This window comes from Nocardia acidivorans NBRC 108247, from assembly GCF_001625085.1.
In the GTDB taxonomy this organism is placed as follows: Bacteria; Actinomycetota; Actinomycetes; order Mycobacteriales; family Mycobacteriaceae; genus Nocardia; species Nocardia acidivorans.
On record NZ_BDAW01000033.1, the window covers coordinates 45,419 to 58,030 of the forward strand.

The window sequence follows — 12,612 nt, forward strand, 5'->3', positions numbered from 1 at the left end:
TCTCCCGTCACCAGAAATGGGGCGTGATCCAGGCAACATCGATCCGTCACACGGCCGCCGATTCCGGTAGGCCCGCAGCCGAGGCGACCGCCTCGGCCAGTAGGTCTGCGCTCGAAATCAGTTGTGACTCAGTGTGTTCGGAGGTGATGAAGAAGCGCAGCCGCTCCTTGCCGATCGGCACCGCGGGCGCGGAGATCGCCCCCGCGTACACCCCGCGCTGGAGCAGCGTGGCCGAGACGAAGCCGGCGCGAACCTCACCCGGCACGATGACCGGGCAGATCGGCGTGCCCTGCGATTCACCCAGGTTCAGACCGCGCTCACGCAGGGCGCTGTGGAAAAGCCGGGAGTTGCGCCACAGCCGGGCGACCCGCTCCGGTTCGGCGTCGAGCACCTCGAGCCCGGCCCGCGCCGCCGCGATGGTCGAGGGTGCGGGGCCGCCGGTGAGCATGGCGACACCGGGCGCACTGGCCTTCATGGCCCCGATCAACTCCGCATCGGCGGCGATGAAGCCGCCGCAGCTCCCCAGGGCCTTGGAGAGCGTGCCCATCCAGATGTCCACCTCCGCGCCCGCCATACCGTAGTGCTCGCGAATACCGTGCCCGTGCGCACCGAAGACGCCGAACGAATGCGCCTCGTCGACCATTACCGCACAGTCGAATTCCCGTGCGACGGCCGCGAGTTCGGCGACCCGGCCCACGGTGCCGTCCATGCTGTAGTGGCCCTCGAGCACCACCAGCGCCCGATCGAATCCGGCGCGCGACATGCGCAGTACCGCACGCAGTGAGTCGGGATCATTGTGCCGGAAGTTGATTCGCCGGCACCCCGCCCACCGGGTGCCCGAGACCACGCTGCCGTGAATGAGGGAATCGCAGATGGCCACATCGCCCTCACCGAGCAGGAAGCCGATCACCCCGGCATTGGTGAGGTAGCCGCTGGTGGTCACCATGGCATCGCCGGTGTCGTAGATCTCGGCGAGCCGCCGCTCCAACCGGCCGTAGAGCGGGATCTCCCCGGAGACGATCCGGCTGGCCGAGGCCGAGGCGCCGTACTGATCGAGGGCGTCCTTGGCCGCCGCGATCACCCGCGGATGGCTCGACAGCCCCAGATAGTTGTAGGCGCTGAAGTTCACCAGCTCGGTGTCATTGGCGTGAATCACCGTGTCGTTCGGGCCGGTTCGCGGCAGGAACAGCGGATTCACCAGTCCCGAGTGGGCGGTGATGGCCGCGATGGCGGCCTGTTTGGCCACCGTGGCCGCCACCTCCGGATGGTCGGCGAATTGCCGACCGGGTCCGCGCACCGGCCGTGCCGCCGGTGCGCTCGGCGCGAGCCGCGTGATCGAGGCCGCCGGGCGCGGTGCGGTGGCCACGCCGCCGCCATTGCCCGCGCCCGGGGTCTCGGCCCCATTTCCATTGCCCGCCAGAAGTTTCCGGGCCAGTTCACGTGCGGATTCGGTCATGCGGTCACCTCCGTGGCTGCCGGTGCCGGTGCGGCGACCGGGGTCGAATCGGCGGTGGACGCGCCGATGAGGAATTCGGCGGCGCGGGTGCCCGCCTGTTCGAGGGTGAAGGTGCGGCCCATCTTGAGCGCGGTCAGATCGATGCCGAGCGATTTGCCCACCAGCGCACCGAATTCCACTGCCATCAGCGAGTCGAGGCCGAGGTCGGGCACCGGCACGGTCAGATCGATGGAGTCCGGGTCGACGCCCATCACCACCGCGAGCTGTTCGGCGAGCATATGCGCCACCACATCGCCACGCTTCTGCGCGTCCAGCGCCCGCAGCGCCGCCACCAGCTGCGAGGCGGCGGAGTCGTCCTCGGCCGCGGCCGCGATCTGCTCCTGCACCCGCCCGACCATGCTGAAGAACGGCACGCTCGCGGCGACTTTGCCCCAGTCCACCGGAATGATGGCGACCTGATGGTGGATCCCGAGTTCCAGTGCCTTCTCCAGGAATTCGGTGCCCTCGTCCATATCGATGGAGTCGAATCCGGTGGTGCGCAGATAGCGCGCCACATTCTCGTCATCGGCCATACCGCCGCCGGACATATGTCCCCAGCCCACGGCCAGTGCGGTGCCGCCTTCGCGCACCACCACATCGGCGATCGACTGGAGCGCGAGATTGGCTGCCGTGTACGAGTATTGGCCGATTCCGGCGAAGATGGAGCTGCCGGAGGAGAACAGAATGAACAGATCCAGTTCGGCCCCGGCCAGATCCAGGCCGTTGCGCAGTGCGCGGGCGCCCTCGATCTTGGGCCGGTACACCGAGGCCAGGCTCCCCCGGTCCATGAGTGAAATGCGCTTGTCGTCAACGACTCCGGCGGTGTGGATGACACCGCGCAGCGGATGGTCCGCGGTATTCGCGCGGGCGATGACCGCGGCCATCCCCTCGACATCGGTGACATCCACGCGCTCGGTGACGATGTCGATGCCCTCGTGCTCCCAGGCCGCCAGCTGATTCCGGGCCGCCTCGGTGGTCGCGCCGGAACGTCCGAGCAGCGTGAGATGCCTTGCGCCCGAACGCACCAGCCAGCGCCCGATCGCCAGGCCGAACGCGCCGAAGCCGCCGGTGATCAGGTAGCGCGCCGACGCGTCCACGCTCACCTGCGGAATCTGCGGTCGTACCAGTGGAGCCGCCGCCTCCATGCTCACCGCGATCCGGCCGAGCTGGGTCGAGCGTGCGACATCCTCGAAAGCCCGTGCCACATCATCGGTTTCGTACAGCTCGAACGGCAGCCGCCGGTATCGGCCCGAGGCCAGCGCGGCCTCCACCCGCTCCATGAGCGCGATGGTCCGGGTCCGACGCAGCGCCAGCATGCGGTCCAGATCGAAGGAATGATACGAGATGTTCTTGTCGAAGTACCGCATATCCAGGACGCCACCGCCGTAGATATCGGCCTTGCCGATCTCCACGATGCGCCCGAACTCGGCCACCGCCTTGAAGTTCCGTCGCAGGATCTCCCCGGGCGCGGTACTGATCACCACATCCGCCCCGCGCCCGCCGGTGAGTCCGAGCACGTCATCGGCGAAATTCAGTGAGCGCGAATCGAGTACATGATCCGCGCCCTGGCCCAGGACGTAGGCGCGCCGGTCCCCGGTGCTCGCGGTGCCGATCACAATGGCCCCGTGCAGCTTCGCGATCTGCACCGCGGCGGTGCCCACACCGCCCGCAGCACCGTGCACCAGCACCACATCGCCCGCGCCGACCCGGGCCAGCTCCAGCAGCGAGTACTCCGCGGTGGCGAAGGCGACCTCGCTGGTGCAGTAACCGGGTTCGGCATCGGGGGAGACCGGGCTGACCAGGGTGCGGTCGGTGGTGTGGAACCGGCTGATCATGCCCTTGGAGGAGAGCATGACCTTGTCGCCGACCGCGAGATCGGTGATATCCGAACCGATTCGGGTGACGACGGCATCGCCCTCCATACCCGGGGTACCGCCGAAATAGGTGCCCGCGAGTTCCTCCTCGTTCAGCACCCCGAGCACCTTGAGCGGATCCTTGTAGCCCAGGCCGACGGCGCGCATGCGCACCTCGACCTCACCCGGTCCGGGTTCGCGGCGGTCGCAGCGCCGCCAGCCGAGTTTGGACAGCAGCCGGGATTTGGGCAGCTCCAGGGTGAAGTTGGCCTCCGGATCGGTCAGCGGGACAGCCTGATCCAGGGCCTCGATGCGATCGGGCAGCGAGGCGTCGACCACCGGCACCCAGCGCAGGCCGTTGCGCAGGAAGATCTCATCGGAGTTGTCGTAGCTGAACGCGCCGGGAATGGCGAGTTCGGCCGCGAGATCGACCGCCGTGACGTCGGAATCGATATCGACCAGTCGCCAGCGCAGTCGCGGCTGCTCGTTCAGCAGCACCCGGCGCGCGCCGGCCAGTGCCGCATGCCCCGGATTGGGCGCGGCCTGCTCCCGCGGATGGGCGAAGGCGCGCTCGGTCACCACGCTGACGTGCAGGGAACCGTCACCGGTCATGGGGATCTCGACCCCGCGCCGCTCCAGCCAGGTGTCGAAGAAGTCGTCGATGGTCAGGGCGATCCGGCGCAGTGCCCAGAGATTGTCGAGATCCTCGTACTCGGACCCGGCGACCACAATGACGTGCAGCCGGTCCACGCTCCCCGCGGTGGAATGCCGGAGGTGTTCCAGGACAAGGGATTCCAGGTCCTCGCGGTTCGGATCGCCGAGCGTGAGGATCTCCCCGCCGCCGACCGCGGCGGCGATCCACGCGGCTCGCGCACCGGGCCGCACGCCGAGCTCCAGCAGGAGCGCGCACGCGTTCGCACTCTCCGGCAGCGCGTTGGGATCGATCGGATCCCGCATATCCCAGCGATCCTCGTAGAAGAACTCCGTCATGCGTTGCAGCGCACCGCGACCCGGTGCGATGGAGCCGAAGCGCATACCGATGATCTGCATGACCACCCGGCCCTCGGGATCGAGCAGATCGATATCGGCGACCGGGTCGGCGCTGGTATCCAGCCGCGCGACCACGGTGACGTGCTCCGGAATCGCCTCGAACGCACGGACTTCGGCGACGCCGATGGGCACCATGGCCCCGTCCTCCGGACCGCCGGTGCCCGCGAGCAGGGCGGCAACGCTCTGGAGCGCGGCATCGACCACACACGGATGCGCCAGATGACCGGGCGCTGCGGCCCCGGACCCGTTGAGCGCCTCGGGCACGGTTCCGTCCAGGGTGGCCAGCACGGTGGATCCGGAGATGCGCACCGAGGTGGCCCGCTGGAACGCCGGACCGTATCGCAGTCCGCGCGCGGCCAATCCGGCGTAGAACGCGGCCGGATCGATGGCGTGCATCTCGTCGGTGGCGGGCAGGTCCACCTTGGCGGTTTCGAAGGCGCCCTCGACCAGTCGGCCGGTGGCGTGCACCGTCCACAGGGCGTCGACCGTGGCCCGCGAGCGAATGGTGAAGCGCCGGGTCGATTCCTCCACGTGCAGTTCGAGGGTCGGCGCGGTGCCGTCGTCGATAATGAGTGGCGCGATGAACCGCACCTGTTCGACCGCGACGCGGTGGGTCTCGGTGCGCAGGGCGGCCGCGCTCAGCGCGGCGTCCAAATAGGCCGCACCCGGCAGGATTCGGGCTCCGCCGACGACGTGATCGTCCAGCCACGGCATGGCTCCGAGGCTGAGTTGAATCCGCCACGAGGTCGAGGAGTTGTCCCGGTCCGCATCGCCGAGCATGGCGTACACGCCGGGCGTCCCGTGCTGGAGCTGTGTGAAGACCGGCAATTCATGACGCAGATGGGTGCGCTGCCACGGATACCGCGGCAGATCGATATGCGGGGTGACGATATCCCCGAACAGCGTCTCGGTATCCAGTACGCCCGCGCTGTACAGCCCGGCCAGGGTCTGGCGAATGCTCTCCGCGTCGGCTTGCTTGCGGTTCAGCGTGGCGATGGAGGTGCCGGTTTCTCCCGCGCCGATGAGGATTTCGCGGATATTCGCACCCAGCACCGGATGCGGGCCGATCTCCAGGAAGACCCGATGGCCCGCACCGACGAATTCGGTGATGGCATCGGCGAACCGGACGGGCTGCCGGACATTGGCGCACCAGTACTCGGCGTCCCAGTCGCCCGCGGTCACCTCGCGGCCGGTCACGGTGGACAGCAGCGGCAGCGTCGGCTCGCGCAGCGTGAGATCGGCCAGCACCGAGCGCAATTCGTCGAGGATCGGCTCCATCAGATAGCTGTGGTACGGGACCTCGACCTGTAGTCTGCGCGCGAAAATGCCCTGTGCGGTGAGGTTTTCCGCGATCTCGTTCAGGTGCGCCTCGGATCCGGCGAGGGTGACCGCGCTCGGACTGTTGACGGCGGCGATATCGACCAGGTCGTCACCCTCGATCAATTCCAATGCGGCGGACAGGGGTAGTCCGATGGCCAGCATGCCGCCGGAGCCCGCCGTGGTGGCCTGCAGTCGCGCGCGGTGATAGCTCACCAGTAGGGCATCGTGCAGCGAGAGCATGCCCGTGACATAGGCCGCGGACACCTCGCCCACACTGTGGCCCACCACGGCGGCCGGATGGATGCCCAGCTCGCCGAGCATGGCGAACAGCGCCACCTGCACCAGGAAGTTCGCGGGCTGCGCCACCGCGGTGGCGGTGACCCGGGATTCCGCCTCGGGCCGCAGCAGCTCCTCGATGATCGACCAGCCGGAGATGCGCTGGAACTCCTTGTCGACGCGCCGCGCCTCGGCGGCGAAAGTGCCGTCGGCGGTGAGCAATTCGCGACCCATGGCCCACCACTGCGGTCCCATGCCGGTGAAGACGAAGACCGGTTCGGCGACCTTGCGCGGTATCACCTTGGTGGCCGCGCGACCCCCGCCGTTGGCGTACTCGACCAGGGCGTGCACCAGTTCGGTGTCATCGCCGAAGGTCAGCCCGGTGCGGAACTGATGATGCTGGCGGCGGGTCCACGCCGCCTCGGCCAGCAGACCCGGATTCGCGCCCTCGGCAATGCGTTCGGCATAGCCGCGCGCCAGTTCCCGCGCGGCCTGATCGGTGCGCGCGGAGAGCGGCAGCACCCCGTAGTGCCGGGGCTCCCGGTCGATGCCCGCGGCGGGCACGTACTCCTGGAGAATCGCGTGCGCATTGGTGCCGCCGTAGCCGAAACCGTTGACCGCGACGGTCATTCGCTCGACCTCGGGACCGACCGGCTCGGCCTCGAGCTGGAGTTCGATACCCAGCTCATCGAAGGGGATATCCGGATTCGGGGTGTCCAGCCACCCCTGCGGGGCGATGGTGCGCTTGGAGATGGCCAGCGCCGATTTGATGACGCTGGCGATGCCCGAGGCCGCCTCGGTATGTCCGAGCTGCGCCTTCACCGAGCCGACGCCCACGGGTGCGGTGCGCCCCTCGACCTGTCCGTAAGCCCTTCCGATGGCGCGCAATTCGAGCGGATCGCCGACCGGGGTGCCGGTGCCGTGCGCCTCCACATAGGTGATCTGGTGCGGTGCGATGCCCGCGCGCCGGGAGACCGATATCGCCAGCGCCTCCTGCAGATCGGCGTTCGGCACCGTGATGGCCGAGGTGCGCCCGTCCTGATTGGAGCCGGTGGCCTTGATGACCGCGTAGACCCGATCCCCTTCGCGTTCTGCGTCTTCCAAGCGCTTGAGCACGACCATGCCCGAGCCCTCGCCGCGGCCGTAGCCGTCGGCGGCGGCATCGAAGGGCTTGCTGCGGCCGTCGGCGGCCAGGAAGCCGCCCTTGCACATGGAGACGAACGCCTCGGGCTGCAAGAGCATGGTGACCCCGCCCGCGATGGCGACCTCGCAGTCGCCGTTGGCCAGTCCCTGGCAGGCCAGATGCAGTGCGACCAGCGAGGACGAACACGCGGTGTCGACGGTGAGCGCGGGTCCGACCATATTGAGCGCGAACGCGATTCGGTTCGACAGCATGGTGTACGACGCACCCGCGGCGGTGTGCATATCGACGTACGGCAGCGCGGTGCTGGTGCCCGAGATGGCGAGCTGGTCCAGGGTGAACGCGCCGACGTACACCCCGATCGGGGCCCCGGAGATCCGACCGGCGATACCGGCGTCGTCCAACGCCTCCCAGACGACCTCGAGCACCAGGCGCTGCTGCGGGTCCATGGCGGCGGCCTCGCGCGGCGAGATGCCGAAGAAATCCGGATCGAAGGCCCAGGGATCGCCGGTCATGAAGGCGGCGCGTTTGGTGTACATCCGGCCGGGCGTGCGCCGGTCCGGATCGTAGTAGCGGCGGTAGTCCCAGCGCTGTGCGGGTATCTCGGTGACGCCGTCACCCTTGTTGATGATGAAGTCCCAGAAGGATTCCGGTGAATCGATACCACCCGCGTATCGGCACCCGATTCCGACAATGGCAATGTCAGACACTACGACTCCTCGGCAAAACTCAGATCGACAGGTGATCCCCCCCGAGAAGGCTGTTGCCGGAATTACTCCGACGGCACCGGAACCGGTTGCCGCAGAACGAAGTTCATCTCAGGTCCGGTACTCCCGATACGGACCCGGCGAACCAGTTCATAGCCGAAGGTGGCGTAGTACGGCATATTGCCGTCCTTGCAGATACCGCCCACGGTCTCGCCGCGCTGATCGGCCAGGGCGTCGAGCCAATTGACCAGTGAGCGACCGACTCCCGAGCGCTGCACGGTGGGGTCCGCGCCCAGATACACCATGAAGTGATGACCCTGTTCGGGGCGGACCTCGGCGATGGCGTTGTCCACGTGTATGCCCCGCGTGGTGCCCGCGCCCATGGCCCACAGCAACAGCGGACCCGAAATCGCCTCGCGCCATATTGATTTGCGATACCCCGCCGGATACCACAGCAGTGCGCCCACGATTTTCCCGTCCACCGTGGAGACCGCGGCGCCGCCGGCGGGCAGGAATCGATACCGAATCATGATGCGCAGCATGCGCGGTGATCTGCGATGCCGATTTCCCACGTCTGGGAAGACGTACTCCTCGATGGGATCATCGGACGCGAACGCCCTGGCGATGATCCGTGCCATATCCGCTATGTCGTGCTCGGTAGCCCGGCGGATAACCGGTACACCCGACTGATCCAAGATTTTTCCCTCTGCCTTGTAATGCTACTGACCAGTAGGTTACATGCCTGGGATTATCCCGCACCCCGTTCGCGTTGTGGCATAAAACAATTCATCACACCATTGCAGGGGGTGCGGTTTTGATTTAAGGTGTCGCGCTCAAAAAGCTTGGCGCACAACAGAATCGACTGAGACAGTGGTGATGTCCGACGATCAGGACATCGCCTGAAAAGCGCTGTAGCTCAACAGGGTGGCGCCCAGTCCGGCGATCACGCTCACCACGATATTCGTGGCCGCGTACAGATACGCGCGCCGTTCCGCCAGTCGCACCGTTTCGAAGCTGAAGGTGCTGTACGTGGTGAGCGCACCGCAGAAACCGGTGCCCGCGAGCGCGTACACGGGTGCGGACACCGCCGCCCCGGTGAGGCCGCCCAGGATCAGGCAGCCGATCAGATTCACCGTGAAGGTGCCCCACGGAAAGATGCTGTCGTGCTTGGTCTGCACCGCGCGATCGGTGAGATAGCGCAGCGGTGCGCCGACCATCGCGCCGAGGGCGATCAGCAGGGTTGTCATCGCGCATCCCCCGCGCTCAGCGTCGAATGCAGGCCGCGGGTGAGCGCGACCGCCGCGAGCGTGGCCAGCAGTGCGCACAGCAGGGTCGCGGCCAGATAGCCGAAGGCGGTCGTGGCGGTGCCCGGTTGCAGCAGGCCGCGCGTCTCGTTGGCGTAGGTGGAGAAGGTGGTGAAACCGCCGAGAATTCCCACGCCCAGGAACGGCCGGGCCAGCGGATGCGCCGCGCGGATCTCGGTGATGACCACCATGAGCACCCCGATCAGGAAGCAGCCGAGCACATTGGTGGTGAAGGTGGCCCACGGGAATCCGCCCGCGGGGGTCGGCCAGAGCCGGGCCAGTCCGTAGCGGCCCAGCGCCCCGAGTGCACCGCCGACGGCGATCACCGTGAGCACGGTCACCGGATGGTCGCGCAGTTCGCGGCGCTGGGCGGGGGCGTGCACGTCGATATCGGAATCGATCGTGCCACCGAGTGGTTCGATCGATTCGGGTGCGGCGTCCCCGTCCGCCACTTCGCTACTCATCGTGGTCTCCGCATCGATCGACCAGCCTAGTGGAATAACCCGCCGGAACCCCTGGTTCATTTGGTTGCCATATCCACTAGCATGGCCTTTCGATCCGAGGAGGACTCGTGCAGTTCGGAATCTTCACCGTCGGGGACGTCACCACCGACCCCACCAACGGTCGCACCCCGACCGAGGCGGAGCGGATCCAGGCGATGGTCGCCATCGGCGAGAAGGCCGAAGAGGTCGGCCTCGACGTCTTCGCCACCGGCGAGCACCACAATCCGCCCTTCGTCCCGTCATCGCCGACCACCATGCTCGGCTACCTCGCCGCACGCACCGAACGGCTCATCCTCTCCACCGCGACCACGCTGATCACCACCAATGATCCGGTCAAGATCGCCGAGGACTTCGCCATGCTCCAGCATCTGGCGGGCGGGCGCGTCGACCTCATGATGGGACGCGGAAATACCGGGCCGGTCTACCCCTGGTTCGGCAAGGATATTCGCGACGGCATCCCGCTGGCGGTGGAGAACTACCACCTGCTGCGGCGGCTCTGGCGCGAACAGCGCATCGACTGGCAGGGCAACTTCCGCGGACCGCTGCAGGGCTTCACCGCGACGCCCGCACCGCTGGAGAACACCCCGCCGTTCGTCTGGCACGGGTCGATCCGCTCGCCCGAGATCGCCGAACAGGCCGCGTACTACGGCGACGGGTTCTTCCACAACAACATCTTCTGGAACAAGGAGCACACCGAGCAGATCGTGCGCCTGTACCGGCAGCGCTTCGAGCACTACGGGCACGGCAGCGCCGATCAGGCCATTGTCGGACTCGGCGGACAGGTGTTCATGGCCGAGACCGAGGCCGAGGCGAAGAAGCGGTTCCGGCCGTACTTCGACAACGCGCCGGTGTACGGGCACGGACCCTCGCTAGAGGACTTCTCGGAGATGACGCCGCTGACCGTCGGCACGCCGGAGCAGGTCATCGAGCGCACCCTCGGCTTCGCCGATTACGCGGGTGACTACCAGCGTCAGCTGTTCCTGATGGACCACGCCGGACTCCCCATCGACGTGGTGCTGGAGCAGATCGAGATCCTGGGTCGCGAGGTGGTTCCGGTGCTGCGCAAGGAGTTCGAGCTGCGCCGCCCCGAACATGTGCCCAGCGATCCGCCCACCCATGCCAGTCTGGTCGCCGCCGGGCCGGACGCCCCGCACCACCTGGTCGATCCTTCGCGTGACCGGCTTCCGGTCGAATCGAATTGAGGCACAAGATGAGTCGTACAGTCGTCGTACTCACCGCCGGGCTGTCCCAGCCCTCCTCGACGCGCCTGCTCGCCGATCAGCTCGCCGCCGCCGTGGACGCGGCGATCGGCGGGCGCGGGGAGAGCGTGGAGTTCGAGGTGATCGAACTGCGGGAGCTGGCAACCGAACTCGCCGCCACCATGGCGACCGGTGGCATTCCCACACCCGCCATCACGGCCGTGCGGGAGCGAATCTCGCAGGCGGACGGGCTGATTGCCGTCACGCCGGTCTTCGCCGCCAGTTACAGCGGTCTGTTCAAGATGTTCTTCGACATCCTGGACCCGGATGCCTTGAACGATATGCCGGTGCTGATCGCGGCGACCGCGGGCACCCCGCGCCACTCGCTGGTACTGGACTACGCCATGCGCCCGCTCTTCACCTACCTGCGCGCGGTCGTCGTCCCCACCGGCGTCTTCGCCGCCACCGAGGATTTCGGCTCCGCCGGTCTCAACGACCGGATTCGCCGCGCCGCAGCCGAATTCGCGACCCTGGTGGTGGCCGAACCCGCGTCCGTCGGCGGCTTCCTCCAGGACACCGAGCCCCGCGAACGCGTCTCCGGAAACTCCCTCGCCGCGGTAACCCCCTTCAGCAGCCTCCTCGCCGGACACACCGGAAACGGTGCCGTCCGCCGCTGATCGGCCGCCGGCGCTGAGCTATTCCGCGGCCCGGTAATCTTCGCGCTGCTGGTGATCGGCGGCACCTGGGCGCTGGTGCGCCGTCTCTCGCCGCACCGGGGAATCCTGAGCGCTATCCGGTGCTGTCGGCCAGTTCGACCAGGCGGGCGCGGACCAGGTCGGGGCGTTCGTCGATGATGAAATGTCCACAGCCGCTGACACCTTCGAAGGTGTAGTCGTCCGCACGGGCGGTGGCGGGATCGGCCATGGAGTGGTGCACCGCCGCATCGTCGACGCCGAACAGGGCGTGGATCGGGACGGTGCCGCGACGGCGTTCGGGATTGCGGGCCGCCCGCGGAATCTCCTTCAGCCAGAAGGTTCGATAGGTGTCGGTGGCGGCCTGCGCGCAGACCGGATCGCGGAAGCGTTCGGAGAAGCTGCGTACCACCTCGCGGGTGACCGCGGTGCGATCGGTCATGGCGCTGCTGATCAGCCATTCCAGGAAGCCGGTGCGCCGCTGCACCGGTTTACCCGCGATGGCGATCAGCGGCTGATAGGTCAAAAAGCGCCAAAGATTGCGCGCCACAACCGAGGTGGGCACCCAGGGATGGGCCATATTCATGGCCAGGTAGCCGGAGAAACGGTCCGGCTCGCGCAGGATCATCCGATATCCGATGAAGCCGCCCCAATCGTGCCCGGCGAGCAGCACCCGCTCGAGGCCCATCGCATCGAGCAGCGCGAACAGGTCCGAGGCCACATCATCCTTGGCCCATTTGTGCGGTGCGGGTCCGGACCACCCGTACCCCGGCAGATCCGGCGCGATGATCCGCAGTCCCGCAGGGGGATTCGCGAGCAGGTCGCGGTAGGCGTAGTGATGCTGCGGCCAGCCGTGCAGCAGCAGCACCGGTCGTCCCCGGGCGGGACCGGCTTCGGTCACATGGAATCGCACGCCGCGGGCCGTCACGAACGACCGCCGCACCCCGTCGATCGCGGGCGGTCGGGATGCGGCGGCACTGCCGAATTCAGCCATGGGTTCACGATATCCGGCGCTGCCGGGACCCCGCCCCGAGCCGATCGGGCGGTGATCGTCGGCTACCGTTCGGCATCC

Annotated in this window: 8 protein-coding genes; 2 read left to right on the forward strand and 6 right to left on the reverse strand. The window is 67.6% G+C overall.

Translation table 11 applies throughout. The features are described 5' to 3' along the window. Positions 1 to 46: 46 nt before the first annotated feature. From NA10_RS19095 to NA10_RS19115, 5 genes are all read right to left on the reverse strand, one after another. Complete coding sequence (locus tag NA10_RS19095) at positions 47 to 1,456, reverse strand: aminotransferase class I/II-fold pyridoxal phosphate-dependent enzyme (protein WP_067569864.1); 1,410 nt, start codon at positions 1,454 to 1,456, stop codon at positions 47 to 49. Then, positions 1,453 to 7,845 (reverse strand): type I polyketide synthase, encoded by a 6,393-nt coding sequence (locus tag NA10_RS19100; RefSeq protein WP_067569866.1) that lies wholly within the window; start codon positions 7,843 to 7,845, stop codon positions 1,453 to 1,455. Before NA10_RS19100 ends, NA10_RS19095 begins: the two co-directional genes overlap by 4 nt. 62 nt (positions 7,846 to 7,907) lie before the next feature. Further along, positions 7,908 to 8,480 carry a GNAT family N-acetyltransferase gene (locus NA10_RS19105; protein ID WP_067569868.1) on the reverse strand — a complete coding sequence of 191 codons (573 nt, stop codon included), beginning with the start codon at positions 8,478 to 8,480 and terminating at the stop codon, positions 7,908 to 7,910. Between the two features lie 249 nt (positions 8,481 to 8,729). Next, positions 8,730 to 9,089 carry a fluoride efflux transporter CrcB gene (gene crcB / locus NA10_RS19110; protein ID WP_067569869.1) on the reverse strand — a complete coding sequence of 120 codons (360 nt, stop codon included), beginning with the start codon at positions 9,087 to 9,089 and terminating at the stop codon, positions 8,730 to 8,732. Beyond that, positions 9,086 to 9,610: a FluC/FEX family fluoride channel gene (locus tag NA10_RS19115; RefSeq protein WP_084514938.1), complete on the reverse strand. Its 525-nt coding sequence runs from the start codon at positions 9,608 to 9,610 to the stop codon at positions 9,086 to 9,088. The genes crcB and NA10_RS19115 overlap by 4 nt, the downstream gene beginning before the upstream one ends. A gap of 107 nt (positions 9,611 to 9,717) precedes the next feature. Between NA10_RS19115 and NA10_RS19120 the strand changes: the two genes are divergently transcribed. Then, entirely contained in the window at positions 9,718 to 10,851 is a 1,134-nt protein-coding gene (locus tag NA10_RS19120) for an LLM class flavin-dependent oxidoreductase (RefSeq protein ID WP_067569871.1), read from the forward strand. Positions 10,852 to 10,859: 8 nt separating this feature from the next. Beyond that, on the forward strand, positions 10,860 to 11,525 hold the full coding sequence (locus NA10_RS19125) for an FMN reductase (protein WP_067569873.1): 666 nt from the start codon (positions 10,860 to 10,862) through the stop codon (positions 11,523 to 11,525). Between the two features lie 112 nt (positions 11,526 to 11,637). Here NA10_RS19125 and NA10_RS19130 read toward each other — a convergent pair whose 3' ends face one another. Further along, positions 11,638 to 12,534 (reverse strand): alpha/beta fold hydrolase, encoded by an 897-nt coding sequence (locus tag NA10_RS19130; RefSeq protein WP_067569875.1) that lies wholly within the window; start codon positions 12,532 to 12,534, stop codon positions 11,638 to 11,640. Positions 12,535 to 12,612 lie beyond the last annotated feature (78 nt).